We start from the raw sequence: 17,153 nt of genomic DNA, 5'->3' as shown, positions 1-17,153 counted from the left end.
AAGCTCTGAAAATTTCATTGTCATGTCATTTTAGAGAAATGCAAAGACCACCTCATCTTGATAGATGGGGTGGAATTTTCGTGTCGTAAATCTACTATCTCTATATCCCCAAACAAAAATGCCCCAGCATAAGCAGGGCATCTAAGCATTTAATCCAAAGAAAAATACAAACCAAACGACATAGGTTACAAGGAGGAGAAAAAGCGAGTAGAGAGTCACAAAGGTAATTTTCCACAAGAACTTGCTTTGTCGTTGTTCTAGTTTTGCAAACAGAAGATTCCCTCCATAAACACAAGCAACAAAAACGATAAAAGCTACCAAGCGAGCTCCTATCGCAAAAGCAAATAAGTCATACATAGGGAACCTCCTTGACTTAAAAACTATAGGGAATTGTGACAAACGATAAATTCCACTTCCATTATCAAGATAACATATTTTCTTTATTTTTGCAAGCGCTTACTAAAGAAATCGCCTCCTAACTTTCTCGTTTCCGTCTTTTACTAATTTTTCATTTTATGTTATAATTGAAACAATTGTAACGAATCAAGGTCAATCTAGACACAAAATGGAATGAAATCAAGCAAATCTCTGCTAAAAGTTTGGAACAAGCTGACCTGTAAAATAGAAAGGAACTATATGATTTACAAAGTTTTTTATCAAGAAACAAAAGAACGTAGCCCACGTCGTGAAACAACACGCGCACTTTACCTAGACATCGATGCCAGCTCAGAACTTGAGGGCCGTATCGCTGCTCGCCAACTTGTCGAAGAAAATCGCCCAGAGTACAATATCGAGTATATCGAACTCTTGTCTGACAAATTGCTAGATTACGAAAAAGAAACTGGCGCTTTCGAAATCACGGAGTTCTAATATGGCCTATACTCTTAAACCTGAAGAAGTCGGCGTTTTTGCCATCGGTGGTCTGGGAGAAATCGGGAAAAACACATACGGAATTGAATACCAAGACGAGATTATCATCGTCGATGCTGGGATTAAATTCCCAGAAGATGACTTGCTTGGTATCGACTATGTCATTCCTGACTACTCTTACATCGTAGACAATATCGACCGCGTCAAGGCTGTTTTGATTACCCACGGACACGAGGACCACATCGGTGGGATTCCATTCCTGCTCAAGCAAGCAAATGTCCCTATCTACGCTGGACCGCTTGCCTTGGCTTTGATCCGTGGGAAACTCGAAGAACACGGCCTCTTGCGCAACGCCAAACTTTACGAAATCAACCACAATACTGAGTTGACCTTTAAAAATCTCAAGGCAACTTTCTTTAGAACGACTCACTCTATTCCAGAACCTTTGGGGATTGTCATTCATACTCCTCAAGGGAAAATTGTCTGTACGGGTGACTTCAAGTTTGACTTAACACCAGTTGGTGAACCAGCAGATTTGCACCGTATGGCAGCTCTTGGTGAAGACGGTGTACTCTGTCTCCTGTCTGACTCGACAAATGCAGAAGTGCCAACCTTTACCAACTCTGAAAAAGTCGTTGGTCAGTCCATCATGAAGATTATCCAAGGCATAGAGGGACGTATCATCTTTGCATCCTTTGCCTCAAATATCTTCCGTCTCCAGCAAGCAACAGAAGCCGCTGTTAAGACTGGACGTAAGATTGCAGTCTTTGGTCGTTCTATGGAAAAGGCCATTGTCAACGGAATCGATCTTGGCTACATCAAAGCTCCTAAGGGAACCTTTATCGAGCCAAATGAAATCAAAGACTACCCTGCAGGCGAGGTTCTGATCCTCTGTACAGGTAGTCAGGGTGAGCCGATGGCTGCCCTCTCTCGTATCGCCAACGGAACCCACCGTCAGGTACAACTCCAACCAGGCGATACGGTTATCTTCTCTTCAAGTCCAATCCCTGGAAACACTACTAGCGTCAACAAGCTGATTAACGTCATTTCTGAAGCTGGTGTCGAAGTTATCCACGGTAAAGTGAATAATATCCATACATCTGGACACGGTGGCCAGCAAGAGCAAAAACTCATGCTCCGCTTGATTAAGCCAAAATACTTCATGCCTGTCCACGGTGAATACCGCATGCAAAAAGTCCATGCTGGACTAGCGGTGGATACTGGTGTTGAGAAGGACAATATCTTTATCATGAGCAATGGTGATGTACTTGCCCTTACTGCTGACTCTGCTCGTATCGCAGGTCATTTCAACGCCCAAGATATCTATGTCGATGGAAATCGTATCGGTGAAATTGGTGCTGCTGTCCTCAAAGATCGTCGTGATTTATCTGAAGATGGTGTTGTACTTGCAGTCGCAACTGTTGACTTCAAATCGCAGATGATTCTATCTGGTCCAGACATCCTCAGCCGAGGCTTTGTCTACATGAGAGAATCTGGTGACTTGATTCGCCAAAGCCAACGCATCCTCTTCAATGCAATTCGTATCGCACTGAAAAATAAGGACGCTAGCGTGCAATCTGTCAATGGTGCCATTGTCAACGCTATTCGCCCCTTCCTCTATGAAAATACAGAACGTGAACCAATCATTATTCCGATGATTCTCACACCAGATGAAGAATAATACTCAATGAAAATCAACAAAACAGCCCCGTCTTCGGAGCTGTTTTTCTCTATGCTTTCTTTTCTTGATTTTTTGAAATACTACGATTTTTACCTTCCAAATACACCATCAAAATAGAAATATCTGCTGGGTTTACTCCCGAAATACGGCTGGCTTGGCCGATGGTTTCTGGATTGATAAGTTTGAACTTCTGACGGGCTTCTGTCGCGATAGAATCAATATCATCCCAGTCGATATTAGCTGGAATACGTTTTTCTTCCATGCGTTTCATCTTGGCAACCTGATCCATGGCTTTAGAAATATATCCTTCGTACTTGATTTCTGTTTCAATCAATTCGATAATCTTGTCATCTAAGTCCTCTGCAGCTGGTCCGATGAAGGCCACCACATCTTGGTAAGAAACTTCTGGACGACGAAGGAATTCCTTAGCTGTCACCGCATCTGTCAACGGCTTGAACCCCATCTCCTCAACCTTAGCATTGGTTTCCTTGACTGGCTTGAGTTTGATACTGTCTAGGCGCTTCATCTCATTGTCAAATTGATTTTTCTTGATTTCAAAACGAGCCCAGCGTTCATCATCCACAAGTCCAATCTCGCGTCCCATCTCTGTCAAACGCATATCGGCATTGTCATGACGCAGGATAAGACGGTATTCAGCACGACTGGTCAAAAGGCGATAAGGCTCAATGGTTCCTTTGGTCACCAAGTCATCAATCATCACTCCGATATAACCATCACTGCGCTTCAAAATCAATTCAGGCTTGCCTTGGATTTTCAGAGCCGCATTGATACCTGCGATAATCCCTTGGCCAGCAGCTTCTTCGTAACCTGACGTTCCATTTGTCTGACCAGCTGTGAAAAGTCCTGAGATTTTTTTGGTTTCAAGCGTTGCACGCAACTGATGAGGCAAGACCATGTCATACTCAATGGCATAACCTGTTCGCATCATCTCTGCATTTTCCAAACCTTTGATAGAATGAACAAGTTCACGTTGCACATCTTCAGGCAGACTGGTTGAAAGTCCTTGAACATAGACTTCTTCTGTATTGCGCCCTTCTGGCTCAAGGAAGAGTTGGTGGCGTTCCTTGTCCGCAAAGCGCACAATCTTGTCCTCAATCGACGGACAGTAACGAGGTCCCACTCCCTTGACCACACCTGTAAACATAGGAGCACGGTGGAGGTTGTTTTGGATAATCTCATGACTGGTACCGTTGGTGTAGGTCAACCAACATGGCACTTGATCCTTGACATAATCCTCATCACGTGAAGTGTATGAGAAGTGATTAGGCGCTTCGTCTCCTGGCTGAATCTCTGTCACGTCGTAGTTGATTGAAGAAGCCTTGACACGTGGAGGAGTTCCCGTCTTGAAACGACCGATTTCGAGGCCCAGTTCCTTGAGATTGTCAGCAAGGTTAATAGAAGCCAAGCTGTGGTTAGGACCTGATGAGTACTTGAGGTCACCGATGATAATTTCCCCACGAAGGGCAGTCCCTGTCGTCACAATAACAGCCTTAGCAGAATACTCTTGATGGGTCGCTGTACGAACACCGACAACCTTGCCATCTTCCACCAAAATCTCATCAATCATGGTCTGACGAAGGGTCAGATTTTCTTGATTTTCAACTGTCTTACGCATTTCCTTAGAGTAAAGCTCCTTGTCAGCCTGCGCACGAAGGGCACGAACGGCAGGACCCTTCCCTGTGTTGAGCATCTTCATCTGGATATAAGTCTTGTCAATGGTCTTAGCCATTTCACCACCGAGGGCATCGACTTCACGCACAACAATCCCCTTGGCAGAACCACCGATAGAAGGATTACAAGGCATGAAAGCCAGCATTTCAATGTTGATAGTCGCAAGCAAGACCTTGCAGCCCATACGGCTAGCTGCTAGGGATGCTTCTACCCCAGCGTGTCCCGCACCAATTACAATAATATCGTATTCTTCAGTAAAATTATAAGTCATGTTTCTCTCCTATTTCTCAAGATGAATGTGTCTTAGTTGGCCGTCCCAATCTGGTAGGGCTGTTTTTAAAAAGGCTGGAACTAGATTGATACCCTCAAGCTTGTCTATGTCAATCCATTCACAGGGCTGCCTTTTCTCATCTTCCTGCATGGTCAATGGGGCATCTTCAAGCAAATCCACCAGATAATGAAACTCGATATTGTGATAGAAAACACCGTCCTGTTCAAAACGATTTTCAACAACAAAAGCTAGTTGCCCAGCTTGAGCTCGGACACCTAATTCTTCCCTCACTTCACGGACTACCGCTTCTTCCGTTTTTTCGTTAACTTGAATCGCACCGCCAATTGTGTAATACTTGCCCTTGTCTTTGGTGACTAGGAGCTTGCGATTTTGGACAATCAAGGCTGTCGCCCGAACTCCAAAAACCGTATTTCCTACTTTTGTCCGAAAGTCTTGCTGAGTCATTTTTTCCTTTCCCTTAAACGACACAAAAACAGTCAAAACTCCAAAGAAGTGCAGGACAAAAAAGCCTGCAACATCCATGAGCTTTGACCATCATTTCTATTGCTTTTATTATTGTAGCAAATTGAGAAAATTTGTCAATCTAAATGTACTGACAAACTTGTCCATCGCGGTAAGCATTGTCAATCAAACCGCCACCGAGACACTCTTCGCCATCGTAAAAGACAACTGCCTGTCCTGGTGTAATGGCGCGTTGCGGTTCTGCAAAGATAACCTCTGCCTTATCTCCTTTGACATGGACGGTCACCTTCGAATCAGGCTGACGGTAGCGGAATTTAGCCGTACATTCGAGCGTAAACTCCTCTGGCATATCACGAGTAAAGTGGACTTGACTAGCTTCTAGGCTTGTTGACATGAGCGAGTCATGGTAGAAACCTTGGCCAACATAGAGGATATTTTTGCTCAGGTCTTTTCCGACAACGAACCAAGGGGCATTGTCACCACCGTGTTGCCCACCGATACCGAGACCTCCACGCTGACCAATCGTATAGTACATAAGACCTGCATGCTCACCCATATCGCGTCCATCCACAGTCATCATGCGACCAGGCTGAGCTGGTAAGTAATTGCTGAGGAAGTTTTTAAAGTTCTTTTCTCCGATAAAGCAAATCCCTGTCGAGTCTTTCTTCTTAGCAGTCGCAAGGCCTGCTTCTTCTGCGAGTCTGCGTACTTCAGGCTTTTCCAAATGTCCCAGAGGGAACATGGTTTTTTGAAGTTGTTCTTGCGAAAGTTGGCTGAGGAAATAGGTCTGATCCTTGCCATTGTCCACGCCACGAAGCATGTGAACAGTACCATCTTCATCACGCGCCACTCGGGCATAGTGCCCAGTCGCTACATAGTCTGCACCCAAGGTCATGGCATAGTCCAAAAAGGCCTTGAACTTGATTTCCTTGTTGCACATAACATCTGGATTTGGTGTGCGTCCTGCACGGTATTCCGCTAGGAAATACTCAAAAACGCGGTCCCAGTACTCTTTTTCAAAATTGACAGAGTAGTAGGGAATGCCAATCTGGTCTGCCACCGCAGCCACATCCTTGTAATCTTCGGTCGCCGTACAGACGCCGTTTTCATCTGTGTCATCCCAGTTCTTCATGAAGATACCGATCACATCGTAGCCCTGCTCCTTGAGAAGAAGAGTCGTCACCGACGAATCAACACCACCACTCATCCCCACGACAACACGTGTTTTAGAGTTATCACTCATGGTAAGTCTCCCATCTATTCGTTTATTTATACCCCTCAAAATTCTATTTACTATGACTTTCAATAGAATTTCTTCAAGTATAGTCATTTCGTTTGCTTTTAGTACTAGGCAACGAGTCGCAGGCATAACTTGAGTTCGCTCAATCAGTCTGGGAGACTGATTGAGGTTATAAATCAGACAAGCTAAGCTTGCATCTCATTTCGAGTTAACGACGTAATAAAAGATAAACGAAATGACTAGTTCACGATTGAAGGTCGTGTGTGCTTTAACGATTGAAGGTCGCTTGAGCAGTATTCATTATAACATGCTTGGTTGGAGAAGACAAGGAAGAGGCTGATAATCTACCAACCTCTGGTTTTATTGATAAAAACTTTAGTCATCATCGTCTCTATAAAAATATTTTCTATACACTCTTGATAATACCAAAATTAATGCCAATATCATACCAAGAGCTATAATAATAGAATTGATTAGATTTATTTTAGTATATCCAATCACTAGTCCAATAATTGGACTAGTAGACATGCTTAGATATAATAAAAATGACAAAAAATGAATTTCACCAATTCCAGCAAAAAAATGTTTCATGTAATGATTCTCCATTTGCTCCATTAAATCCGTTTTATTTTAGAGTAGCATAAAATAAGCAATCCTTCAATAAAATCCATTGACGAAATACTATTCTAAAGCATTGATAACTCAGATTTCTCAGAATAGAGCTGTCCAAACTATCGAACAGCTCAAACACACACATATCCATGCAATTCTACATTTAGAATTGCTTTAAAATAAATGTTTTAGGATTATTCTAAGCCTTTGACTGCTTAAAATTTTACGTTCTGAAGAATTCTAAAGCTAGAATAGCTCAAAACAATGAGAACTTAAGTATTCGAAGCTTAAGAGTCATACGATTTCCAAATAAGTGTTTTAAAATTAAATTTTAAAGGTATCCTTAAATCTAAAGATTTTTGATAAGATTTCTGTATTTTTCACAATTCAATGATTCGATGACATTGTTGGGCTACATAAGCATCGTGGGTCACGATAATGACTGTTTTCCCCTCGCGATTCATCTCTAAGAGAAACTTCAAGACCAAATCTCTATTTTCAGGATCCAGAGAACCTGTTGGTTCATCGGCTAAAATCAGCTGGCTGGGTTTTAAGATGGCTCTAGCAACTGCAATTCGTTGTTGTTCACCCCCAGACAACTCGGAGACCTTTTGATGCAACGTAGCTGACAAACCTACTCTCTCTAAAATCTCTTCTACCTTTTTGAGCTTGTCTTTCTTAGGCAATTTCACATATTTCAGCGCCAGCATAAGATTGTACTCGACCGTTTCATCATCAATCAGGGCAAAATTTTGAAACAGATAAGAGATATGCTCACGGATTATTGTTTGCGACTTAGCAGAATTGACCGCTAGATTTGTCTGACCAAAAATCTCATACCGTCCGCTATAATCACCATCTATCAAACCTAATAAATTTAACAAGGTCGACTTACCACTGCCACTCTTGCCAACAATGGCCACCAAATCCCCCTGATCAATCCTGAGAGATAAGTTATCCAAAATCACTTTTCTCCCAATGGTTTTGGTAATATTTTTCAACTCCATCATAAGATGCCCCCTTTCAATAATTCTACTAGACTTCTTTTCTCCATCCTAGAGGCCAAGACTAGCACAAATAGTATATCCAAACATGTAAAACCTGCAAACAGTAGGAGTGGCAAGAGCGCATGGGCAAAGAAAATCAATACTAGAAGAGGGAGACTATAGCCTAACAAGAGCAGAACTAAGAGAGGGCGGTAGCGATCGACCAGTTTCCACCCCATAAATTTCTTGGTAATGATGTCCCTGCGCTTCAATAAGAAAGTTGTTACTAGTAAGAAGTAGGAAATCATCATGCTAAGGAGACCAAACAAAGCAAAGAGTATATTAAGATTTCGAACTGCATCTCGATAAGAATCTACTTTCTCTTGTTGAATGGCTTGAAGCGATGAAAATTTTAAATAATTCCCATCTGATAATTTCTCAACTAACTCCGTAATCACTTTTTGATTTTGTTCTGTATTTTCAACTTTCATAGGATTGTTTAAACCTGTCGTTGACAAGCGAGTCTTTTCTTCCCACATCATGTCTTGATCATTTACCAGACTAATGATTGGATTGTGGAGATTTTCCTTTCGCTCATTATTATAAGGGAAGAAAGACCAATCTCCTTCATAGTAGGCAATTTCTACATCCATATCTTCTATTGTTTGCTTTTGCTGATCTTCATACTTCAGAGAAAGATAGGCGATGGATTTTCCCAAGAACTGATTCTTGCCTTCTTGTCCTTTGGCACTGGCTGGCATCAAAATAACTTTTTTAGTGCTGGTATCTGGTAACTTGAATCCCTTGCTCTTTAGAAAATTGCTATTAGCATAGTAAACATCTACCTTATCAGGCAGTTGGTACTGCTGTACTTGTTCAGCTTTGATGACTGGTTTGATAGGAAGACTCGCACTTCGCACATAATTTACTTGTATTTTTGCTAGCAAATCTTGATAAAATTGGTAGAAATAATCTGTAGATTTCCCTGAACCTGCTAGCTCTTCTTGCCACAGGTTATCATTGAGTTGGAAGGTTTCTAAGGTCAAGTAATTCCCTTGGCTTACCCACTGTTGCTGATAAGCAAGTTCTTTGTTTTCTTGTTCTAGACTTCTGCCTACCCCAATCAGTAAGGCCGTCAGTAAAATAGTTGTCCCTATTTTCATCACATAATTGAAGATGAGACCAAGTTTGACAGATGAAAAACCTTTCAACATGGAACTAACTGTCATTTTCTGAATCATCAGGTAGGTCAGCCAACTGATGAACAAATACAACTGTAAAAGCAGAAATTGGGATAAGAGTAAACTTGGGAACAGAAGTTTTGGCCTGTAGTCCAGCACTAAAAATAGTCCCAAGTCAATGACAAGACTTCCACCCAAGAGAAGATAAAAATTAGTCTTTACAAAACCAGCTAAAATCGCCCTGCTTTGAAAACCAAGTAACTTTTGAACCCCCACTCGTTTCATCTCCATCATCGGCTGATAAACTGTTACTAACACAAGAAGTAAAATAGCCAAGACAAAAACAATGGCAGATAAAAGCAAATCTCGATTTATGACTTCCACTGCACTTTTATAGGTAGGCTCTAGCAAGGTAGCCTGATCTATCTTGAAAAAATCGCTCCATTTCTGTACAATCCTATCCTTATCCATCTCTTGTGTAGAAGTTATCGTATAGCGACCATTTAAACTACGAGATGTATCCTTGATATAGGTTTGAAAAGTTATAAGCTGAATAGGCTTGGCTTTTAGAAAGGTCGGTATCGTACCAAGTTTATTAGAAATTTTTTTATTACTGTAGACTCCTTCACCATCTGTGGTAAAATCAAGAGAAGAAATCCCAAACTCTTGGTAGGGGAAGGTATCTTTATCAAAAACACCAGACTTGATTACCTCATCACCACTGTCTGTTTTGATGATGGAGACTTTGTACTCCTTTGATACATCCTCAAAAAATCGAAGAACAGACGCTGCAGGTTCGTTAATATCTTTCAAATACAAATCCAAAGAATCTACAGTCTTTCCCATTTCCCGAATCCGAACCGCTTCACGTGTGTAGTTTACATTAAAAACAAAAAAAGTGGTACACAGCAACAGCAGAAACATACAAAGATGACTGATTTTTTTCATAGAGATACCTCCCATGAAGAAAAAACTAACTTTCTAATAAAGCCACACAGTGATTTTCTCAGCTTGATTATGTTCAATGCCGAAAACACTGTGTGGTTTTTGAATGTTTAGAGGTTAGTTTTTGGAGTAATTGTCTATCAGAATGTTCGATTATCTGTCAATAATCCTAAAAAATCTTGTCGTTTCAAATCTGAGAAATGTTTGGTAGAAAGACTTCCTTTTTGAAGTCCATCATCTCTAACCTGTAAATAATAGCTATGTTGGCTTGTTTTAATTGTCAAAAAATCGCCAAATACAAAAGCTCTTTTCCAGTTGCGAATCTCAAATTCTTTCATCTCTGATTTTGGAATGCGGATAAGTCCTTGTCGCAAATCACGATGATGCTCACTTGTGAAAGTCATCCCATTCCCAAGATTTCTTATCAGCAGTTCATCTGGAGTTACCATCACCAGCGCTATTTTAGTTAAGAAAATTTCAACTGTTGGTGGTAAAATCGCCAAATTAAACCAAGGATGTAGGTAGCGATACGCTAAGAAATAGTGAGTCTCCTCACCCAATCCTAGTTGTTTATATAAGGTCTTGACTTCACTATCTAACCTCGCTTCAAAAGACACATCTGAATGCTCCTCTTCCTTCTTCTGATTAAAATAACGCATCCAGACTAGGAAACCTATAAAGACTAGGACAAATATTCCTGATAAGATATATTTTAAATTGTAGTTCATCGCTTAACCTCCTGATTCACTACTCCGCCTAAAACAGAAACCTATTTATTTTGAAAATAGTTCCATCACAACTTTAAATAAGACGGGTGTCATTAAAATTAGGATAATTCCTATCACAAATATCATGACTACTCGAAAAAGTTCCTTATTTTTAAACATTTTTCCACCCCTTTTCTAGCTACATCATAGTACTCGTTAAACCCATTTTAAAATTACACCAAGCTTATTTTAGTTTTCTTTTCTACTTTTTATATTACTATGATACAATATTTTTAATAGGATTTTATTATTTGTTAACTTTTTTCACGAAAAGGAGTCAATCATGCGTTATGATTTTGGAAAGGTATATAAAGAAATACGTGAGTCAAAAGGATTGACTCAAGAAGAGGTCTGCGGAGATGTCCTTTCAAGAACTAGCCTATCAAAGATTGAAAGTGGCAAGGTAACTCCCAAATATGAAAACATGGAATTTCTTCTCCGACAGATTAATATGAGTTTTGAAGAATTTGACTACATCTGCCATCTCTATCAGCCGAGTCAACGGACAGAAATCATGCAAACCTATCTCAATATGAATTCCATCATTGGTAGCAGTGGTCTAGTCAATTTTTTTGAAACATGCCAAAACAGTTGTAGAAGCAAGTATACCACATGCCATTAAATATGCAACACCAATTTTTTATCATATTTACTTCATATCATACAGTATTTTCAGAAAAAATAGAGCTATTCATTTGTAAACATCTGAGTCCTGGTCTTTAAATAGGATTGATTATAACACTTTTTGAAAGCGAAATACAAGGGAGTCCCATATTGACTCCCTTGATTTGAAAAATATTTTGACCCTTATCCTTAGAACTAGAAATTGTAATATATTACCACATTTGTTTAATTTCTTCTCTATAAGCAACTTCATATCTCATTGCTTCATCAGAGTAAAAATGGTAACAGTATTTGTAAAATTGATACCCATTACGATAGTATCTACTTAGTTTTACATACATACCTGGAGCTCCTTCTCCTAATAAGGCATCTAATATTGAACCAATACCAATCGCAGGGGTTAAATAAGGGATGAGAAAAGCAATAACACCTAACAAAACTGTACGACCTCTATTTTGAAAGTCAATATTATAAGTATGTGTATCAAGATAATACCAAGTAATAGCTGATCTTGCCATAATAGTCTGTTCAGTTGACTGGTCTTCATTTTTACTTACTTGAACCATACCATCAAATTCATCTGAGGTTAGTTCTAAGACCCCGTCAACAAAAACATTGTGTTCGTCATCAATATATACTTTTGACACCACTCCATCTTCGTTTGTGATTGCTAGATTATGTGAATCTACAACACGAACATACGACGGAGTAGATTGAAAATCAGACGTTGTCAAATTAGATTTATTACTCATTGCAGATTCTAAAGCTAACGCCGTTGGAGAGAATATATTAAGAAAAATTACGGTCAAAAGAAACAGAGAACATTTTTTCATTTTGTAAGCCTACTTTCTTATAAAATATTTAATGACAACATAACTCATAGGGAATATTAACAATATCAAAAATATAATTTGAATCCTATAAATATCTGGTTGAAAAAATGAAATATAACAACCCGTCAATAACAATCCCATGAAAACGACACCAAAAATAAAATCAACTATATAGTCATTTTTATTTCTTTTCAAAAACATCACCCCCTATCACTATACAAATCTAACACCAAAGGGCTGATGATAGCACATTACGTCTCTATGTGTCGTAAGCTCCCTCCTCTCTTTATTAAATCATTAGCAGATTACATCGGCCATTTCCATGGGAAAACCGTAGCAATGCTGAATAAGAAAGCAAGAACAACTAAAAAGCGAAAAACTTTTTTATTCATACTTTTTTCCTCCTATCTGTATTTTGTATCTATAGTATACCTCTTCTTTACTCTATTTTAAAATTAGTTAACTTTTTTCACACATTATTTTAGCTTTCTTTTTTACTATTCCTGTTATTATGATACAATATTTTTAATAGGATTTTATTATTTGTTAACTTTTTTCACGAAAAGGAGTAAATCATGCGTTATGATTTCGGGAAAGTATATAAAGAAATACGCGAGTCAAAAGGATTGACCCAAGAAGAGGTCTGTGGAAATGTCATCTCAAGAACCAGCCTATCAAAGATTGAAAGCGGCAAGGCAACTCCCAAATATGAAAATATGGAATTTCTTCTCCGTCAAATCAATATGAGTTTTGAAGAGTTTGACTACATCTGCCATCTCTATCAACCGAGCCAACGAACAGAAATCATGCAAACTTATCTTAATATGAGTTCTATCATTGGCAGCAGTGGTCTAGTTGATTTTTTTGAAACATGCCAAAACTATCTCAAGACCCATCATGACCTCCCTATAGAAGAGATCAGGGATATGCTGGAAGTTGTCATTCATATCCGTCAACATGGTACAGAGCAACTATCAGACCAAGTGAAACAGACTATCCAAAAACTGTGGGAAAAAATTGAAAAACAAGATACATGGTATGAAAGTGACCTAAAAATCCTCAATACCATCCTTTTCAGCTTGCCCATTGAACACCTCCATCTCATCACTGGAAAAATCTTGCAACGCTTAGAAGTCTATAAAAACTATCAACATTTATATGACTTGCGAATGACAATTCTACTCAACCTTTCCACCATTTACTTATACCATCAAGACAAAAACATGTGTCAACAAATCTGCTACACTTTACTAGAGGATGCCAAGAACAAGAAAAGCTACGATATGCTTGCTATCTGCTATGTCCGTATTGGGATTTGTACAGACGATTCTAAACTTATCCAAAAAGGGTTCTCCCTTCTGGAGCTGACCGAGGAAACTTCTATGCTGTCTCATCTCAAAAAAGAAGTAGAAACCTATTATCAACCGAAGGAAAGAGAAAAAAGCTTAGCTTCTAAATAAAACCACACAGTGATTTCAGTCTTGAACACAATCAAGTTGAAAAAAACACTGTGTGGTTTTTGAACGTTTAGAGGTTAGTTTTTGGAGTAATTATCTATCAGAATGTTCGATTATCTGTCAATAGTCCTAGAAAATCTTGTCGTTTCAAGTCGGAGAAATGTTTGGTAGAAAGACTTCCTTTTTGAAGTCCATCATCTCTAACCTGTAAATAATAGCTATGTTGGCTTGTTTTAATTGTCAAAAAATCGCCAAATACAAAAGCTCTTTTCCAGTTGCGAATCTCAAATTCTTTCATCTCTGATTTTGGAATGCGGATAAGTCCTTGTCGCAAATCACGATGATGCTCACTTGTGAAAGTCATCCCATTCCCAAGATTTCTTATCAGCAGTTCATCTGGAGTTACCATCACCAGCGCTATTTTAGTTAAGAAAATTTCAACTGTTGGTGGTAAAATCGCCAAATTAAACCAAGGATGTAGGTAGCGATACGCTAAGAAATAGTGAGTCTCCTCACCCAATCCTAGTTGTTTATATAAGGTCTTGACTTCACTATCTAACCTCGCTTCAAAAGACACATCTGAATGCTCCTCTTCCTTCTTCTGATTAAAATAACGCATCCAGACTAGGAAACCTATAAAGACTAGGACAAATATTCCTGATAAGATATATTTTAAATTGTAGTTCATCGCTTAACCTCCTGATTCACTACTCCGCCTAAAACAGAAACCTATTTATTTTGAAAATAGTTCCATCACAACTTTAAATAAGACGGGTGTCATTAAAATTAGGATAATTCCTATCACAAATATCATGACTACTCGAAAAAGTTCCTTATTTTTAAACATTTTTCCACCCCTTTTCTAGTTACATCATAATTCTCGACTAAATACAAAGTTAAGAATACCGTTTTTGGTAGCGTTTACACAACTCGTTTCACCTATATTATAAATCAACATATATAACCTGTCAAGTAATCAAGGTATAGAATTAAATATTTTAAAAAAAAAGAATTATAATTATATTTTACACATAAAAAGATAGCTTCTGCTATCCTCATACATTCTCTGACTGCTTATCCATTAGATATTGTTTCACCTTGAGTGCCTTGACTTCATTATTTTCAATTAGATAAAGCACCTTAGCTTTCATATAGTAGTCCTTAGCAACAGAGATAGCAAGATTTTCTGTTACATTTCCCAACAAACAATATAAATCTGCTAGCCTAAAGCTACTATGATACTTGTTACAAAATTCAATCATCTCCAATAATATCGCTCTGGACTTGTCCATCTCCTCCTGTTTCCAAAGGTGGTAACAATAATTGTATTTTATTTTGATATACAACTCAATTTGTTCACGCACACTGGTATCGATTTTTGAAAGAGCTACGGAAACCTGTTCATATAGTTGTTCAAATTTCTCCTTATCCTCATCATAGCCTAAGAAAATCAGCAGGGTATTCAAAATATACAAGTAGTCCACTTTCTCAATACTAATCCTACTGAGGATGTCTTCTATTTTTGAAATAGCTAGTTTTAATTGATGTTCACATTGATAGGTTAGAATGGCATCTATCCAGTCCAGATAAATCTTTTCATCAAAAGATAAAGAAGTCTGTTGCTTTCTCTCTCCCTCAAAAGCATATTTCAAAGAGGCATAATCTTGATTTTCCAGCCTATATAAACTTTTATTTCTATGTAAAGGATTTTTTAAAAAGGGGTAAGTAATAATCACTTTCGCAACCATCCTCACTCAAATTTGATTAAAAATTTCTAAACAATAGGACAATAACTTATCAATTATTCGGGAGAAAAGTAACCTAACTGTTCCGCGACATGAATAGCTTCCTGTCTACTGGATACTCCTAATTTTGAAAAGATATTTGCAAGATGATTTGAAACAGTTCTCTTACTCACATAGACTTTTTCACAAATATCATCTATGGTCAGACCATTTCGGACTAATTCTAACATCTCTATTTCACGGGAAGTCAAGACATCTACCACTACTTCATCTGAAAAAATCTTTCCTCCCTGATAAATCCTTAGCAAGTTTTGAAGTAATTCCTCTGGACCAATACTCTTATCCAAAAAGCCCCAGGCCCCCATTATCTTGGCACGATACTCATACATTCTTTTGCTGTATCCTGTCAAGATAACAATTTTAGCGGAGCAACCATTTTCAATAATCGTTTGAGCTAAAGACAACCCATCCTCCTGATACAAACTCGTCAAATTTATGTCGATGAGCACAATATCATAATCATCATAAGAAAAGTCCAAGACAGAAGAAAAATCATCCATCAAATCCACCCTTTCAATGACCTCTGATAATTCCAAAATCAGTTTGATGCTCTGGCTAAACAATTTATGATCATCAACCAACAAAATTTTCATAACATAGCTCCTTATCAATCGGTAATACAATAATAACACGAAAAATACCATTCTCATCTAAAGTATCCATCTTACCACCTAAAACATTTAATTTATTTGCCATATTTTTCAGTCCGTATCCCAGAGAAGGTTCTTTAGTAGAGACAGATTTATTTTTAGAAACTAGAAAAATAGTATCCTGTTTCACCTCGATTTCCAAAGAAATCTCTCCTCCTTGTGAATATTTGACCGCATTGGTAATTAACTCCTCAACAAAACGGTAGACAAGTTTATCATAGGGAGTCATTAAAGAAAATTTAGGTGGAAAGTGTACCACCACTGAACTTTCTTTCTTATATCTTTTCTCTATTCTATCAATGAGTGCCTGATATTTTTTTGCCAGAGGCTCATCTATCTCACTCATGGGCTGATAATAATCCATTCGCTCTCTGATTCGTTGCACCAGTTCTTCGGTAACAAGATTTATTTGATTACCAAACATCTCATTATTACTGTAAGTATTGAAATTCTTAATAGCCATCACACTTTGTAAAATTTCATTGTGGAGAAATTCTGAAAATTGCTGCTCCACAACCTCATTAGAAAGAAGATTGTTAACCATTCTATTCCGCTTCAAAAATAGAATCTCCAGATAATCTTTCGCATCTTTCATATTCGATACATGAAACAAGCGAATGCATTCTTCGGCAACGATTCCCATGATAAGCAAGACTAGATTTAGGATTAATACACTCACATTCAAATCTAATTGAAAGACAATAAACGAAAGCAGTAACAATCCTCCTACTACAAAAAATAAGCGTATAAAAGCCTTTAAATAGGATAATTTCAATTCAGCAATCTTCTTTTTAAAGGACGTAAATATTGTCTTGAAATGTAAAAAAGTTAGGATAGACAATACTTCAACATACCAAACTAAATTTAAAACACCCGCTCCTGTCGTATTAACATACGATACAATATATGAAATAGGTAAGACAACCGAAAGGATTATAACATTTCGCCTTTGGAAAGCTAGTACATTTCTCAACTCTTTTCGATACAAGAGTAATAAAATCAAAGGAACAAATGTAAGGAAAAAGGTTGTGAAAAGCGATAAGAATAGAAACAATG

The 17,153-nt window shown here is 38.3% G+C and carries 16 protein-coding genes and 1 pseudogene; 4 read left to right on the top strand and 13 right to left on the bottom strand.

Annotated elements, in window-relative coordinates:
- Positions 1 to 141: 141 nt before the first annotated feature.
- Complete coding sequence (locus tag RWM06_RS05910; RefSeq protein WP_313970455.1) at positions 142 to 357, bottom strand: hypothetical protein; 216 nt, start codon at positions 355 to 357, stop codon at positions 142 to 144.
- 279 nt (positions 358 to 636) lie between these two features.
- Between RWM06_RS05910 and RWM06_RS05905 the strand changes: the two genes are divergently transcribed.
- Both RWM06_RS05905 and rnjA read left to right on the top strand, forming a co-directional pair.
- Positions 637 to 870, top strand: a complete 234-nt coding sequence (locus RWM06_RS05905) for a DNA-dependent RNA polymerase subunit epsilon (RefSeq protein WP_000639572.1) — start codon at positions 637 to 639, stop codon at positions 868 to 870.
- A 1-nt stretch (position 871) separates the two neighbouring features.
- The gene (rnjA, locus tag RWM06_RS05900; RefSeq protein WP_219967148.1) at positions 872 to 2,551 is read left to right on the top strand and encodes a ribonuclease J1; all 1,680 of its coding nucleotides are present in this window, start codon (positions 872 to 874) and stop codon (positions 2,549 to 2,551) included.
- Positions 2,552 to 2,600: 49 nt separating this feature from the next.
- Here rnjA and mnmG read toward each other — a convergent pair whose 3' ends face one another.
- From mnmG to RWM06_RS05865, 7 genes are all read right to left on the bottom strand, one after another.
- Positions 2,601 to 4,514: a tRNA uridine-5-carboxymethylaminomethyl(34) synthesis enzyme MnmG gene (gene mnmG, locus RWM06_RS05895; RefSeq protein ID WP_313970454.1), complete on the bottom strand. Its 1,914-nt coding sequence runs from the start codon at positions 4,512 to 4,514 to the stop codon at positions 2,601 to 2,603.
- A 9-nt stretch (positions 4,515 to 4,523) separates the two neighbouring features.
- Entirely contained in the window at positions 4,524 to 4,979 is a 456-nt protein-coding gene (locus RWM06_RS05890; RefSeq protein ID WP_313970453.1) for an NUDIX hydrolase, read from the bottom strand.
- A gap of 139 nt (positions 4,980 to 5,118) precedes the next feature.
- Positions 5,119 to 6,240: a tRNA 2-thiouridine(34) synthase MnmA gene (gene mnmA, locus RWM06_RS05885; protein ID WP_313970452.1), complete on the bottom strand. Its 1,122-nt coding sequence runs from the start codon at positions 6,238 to 6,240 to the stop codon at positions 5,119 to 5,121.
- A gap of 372 nt (positions 6,241 to 6,612) precedes the next feature.
- Positions 6,613 to 6,828: a hypothetical protein gene (locus RWM06_RS05880; RefSeq protein WP_084954284.1), complete on the bottom strand. Its 216-nt coding sequence runs from the start codon at positions 6,826 to 6,828 to the stop codon at positions 6,613 to 6,615.
- A 401-nt stretch (positions 6,829 to 7,229) separates the two neighbouring features.
- The gene (locus RWM06_RS05875) at positions 7,230 to 7,859 is read right to left on the bottom strand and encodes an ABC transporter ATP-binding protein (RefSeq protein ID WP_313970451.1); all 630 of its coding nucleotides are present in this window, start codon (positions 7,857 to 7,859) and stop codon (positions 7,230 to 7,232) included.
- Positions 7,856 to 9,964 (bottom strand): bacteriocin-associated integral membrane family protein, encoded by a 2,109-nt coding sequence (locus RWM06_RS05870; protein ID WP_313970450.1) that lies wholly within the window; start codon positions 9,962 to 9,964, stop codon positions 7,856 to 7,858. Before RWM06_RS05870 ends, RWM06_RS05875 begins: the two co-directional genes overlap by 4 nt.
- Before the next feature lie 137 nt (positions 9,965 to 10,101).
- Positions 10,102 to 10,689 (bottom strand): hypothetical protein, encoded by a 588-nt coding sequence (locus RWM06_RS05865; RefSeq protein WP_313970448.1) that lies wholly within the window; start codon positions 10,687 to 10,689, stop codon positions 10,102 to 10,104.
- Between the two features lie 322 nt (positions 10,690 to 11,011).
- Here RWM06_RS05865 and RWM06_RS05860 point away from each other — a divergent pair.
- A pseudogene (locus RWM06_RS05860) lies at positions 11,012 to 11,335 on the top strand (helix-turn-helix domain-containing protein); the annotation flags it as partial.
- A 229-nt stretch (positions 11,336 to 11,564) separates the two neighbouring features.
- On the opposite strand, the gene RWM06_RS05855 reads toward RWM06_RS05860, so the two are convergent.
- Positions 11,565 to 12,185 (bottom strand): hypothetical protein, encoded by a 621-nt coding sequence (locus RWM06_RS05855; RefSeq protein ID WP_285305914.1) that lies wholly within the window; start codon positions 12,183 to 12,185, stop codon positions 11,565 to 11,567.
- Positions 12,186 to 12,760: 575 nt separating this feature from the next.
- On the opposite strand from RWM06_RS05855, the gene RWM06_RS05850 reads away from it, so the two are divergent.
- On the top strand, positions 12,761 to 13,645 hold the full coding sequence (locus RWM06_RS05850) for a helix-turn-helix transcriptional regulator (protein ID WP_313970449.1): 885 nt from the start codon (positions 12,761 to 12,763) through the stop codon (positions 13,643 to 13,645).
- Positions 13,646 to 13,742: 97 nt separating this feature from the next.
- On the opposite strand, the gene RWM06_RS05845 is transcribed toward RWM06_RS05850, so the two are convergent.
- The 4 genes from RWM06_RS05845 to RWM06_RS05830 all read right to left on the bottom strand — a co-directional run.
- Positions 13,743 to 14,330 carry a hypothetical protein gene (locus RWM06_RS05845; RefSeq protein WP_313970448.1) on the bottom strand — a complete coding sequence of 196 codons (588 nt, stop codon included), beginning with the start codon at positions 14,328 to 14,330 and terminating at the stop codon, positions 13,743 to 13,745.
- A 367-nt stretch (positions 14,331 to 14,697) separates the two neighbouring features.
- Positions 14,698 to 15,390 (bottom strand): XRE family transcriptional regulator, encoded by a 693-nt coding sequence (locus tag RWM06_RS05840; RefSeq protein ID WP_313970447.1) that lies wholly within the window; start codon positions 15,388 to 15,390, stop codon positions 14,698 to 14,700.
- A gap of 53 nt (positions 15,391 to 15,443) precedes the next feature.
- Positions 15,444 to 16,040, bottom strand: a complete 597-nt coding sequence (locus RWM06_RS05835) for a response regulator transcription factor (protein ID WP_000698453.1) — start codon at positions 16,038 to 16,040, stop codon at positions 15,444 to 15,446.
- Positions 16,021 to 17,153, bottom strand: a 1,133-nt coding sequence (locus RWM06_RS05830; RefSeq protein WP_313970446.1) for an ATP-binding protein, incomplete at its 5' end; no start/stop codon positions are given. The genes RWM06_RS05830 and RWM06_RS05835, both read right to left, overlap by 20 nt.

Origin of the sequence: uncultured Streptococcus sp. (assembly GCF_963516575.1) — a bacterium.
Taxonomy (GTDB): Bacteria; Bacillota; Bacilli; order Lactobacillales; family Streptococcaceae; genus Streptococcus.
Note: the sequence above shows the minus strand (reverse complement) of the source record. Positions and strands in the feature narration are given on the sequence as shown.

Coding starts and splice junctions, on each gene's coding strand:
- RWM06_RS05865 (WP_313970448.1), bottom strand. CDS start 10,689: ATGAACTACAATTTAAAATATATCTTATCAGGAATATTTGTCCTAGTC.
- RWM06_RS05840 (WP_313970447.1), bottom strand. CDS start 15,390: ATGGTTGCGAAAGTGATTATTACTTACCCCTTTTTAAAAAATCCTTTA.
- RWM06_RS05910 (WP_313970455.1), bottom strand. CDS start 357: ATGTATGACTTATTTGCTTTTGCGATAGGAGCTCGCTTGGTAGCTTTT.
- RWM06_RS05870 (WP_313970450.1), bottom strand. CDS start 9,964: ATGAAAAAAATCAGTCATCTTTGTATGTTTCTGCTGTTGCTGTGTACC.
- RWM06_RS05845 (WP_313970448.1), bottom strand. CDS start 14,330: ATGAACTACAATTTAAAATATATCTTATCAGGAATATTTGTCCTAGTC.
- RWM06_RS05855 (WP_285305914.1), bottom strand. CDS start 12,185: ATGAAAAAATGTTCTCTGTTTCTTTTGACCGTAATTTTTCTTAATATA.
- rnjA (WP_219967148.1), top strand. CDS start 872: ATGGCCTATACTCTTAAACCTGAAGAAGTCGGCGTTTTTGCCATCGGT.
- RWM06_RS05905 (WP_000639572.1), top strand. CDS start 637: ATGATTTACAAAGTTTTTTATCAAGAAACAAAAGAACGTAGCCCACGT.
- mnmG (WP_313970454.1), bottom strand. CDS start 4,514: ATGACTTATAATTTTACTGAAGAATACGATATTATTGTAATTGGTGCG.
- mnmA (WP_313970452.1), bottom strand. CDS start 6,240: ATGAGTGATAACTCTAAAACACGTGTTGTCGTGGGGATGAGTGGTGGT.
- RWM06_RS05835 (WP_000698453.1), bottom strand. CDS start 16,040: ATGAAAATTTTGTTGGTTGATGATCATAAATTGTTTAGCCAGAGCATC.
- RWM06_RS05850 (WP_313970449.1), top strand. CDS start 12,761: ATGCGTTATGATTTCGGGAAAGTATATAAAGAAATACGCGAGTCAAAA.
- RWM06_RS05880 (WP_084954284.1), bottom strand. CDS start 6,828: ATGAAACATTTTTTTGCTGGAATTGGTGAAATTCATTTTTTGTCATTT.
- RWM06_RS05890 (WP_313970453.1), bottom strand. CDS start 4,979: ATGACTCAGCAAGACTTTCGGACAAAAGTAGGAAATACGGTTTTTGGA.
- RWM06_RS05875 (WP_313970451.1), bottom strand. CDS start 7,859: ATGATGGAGTTGAAAAATATTACCAAAACCATTGGGAGAAAAGTGATT.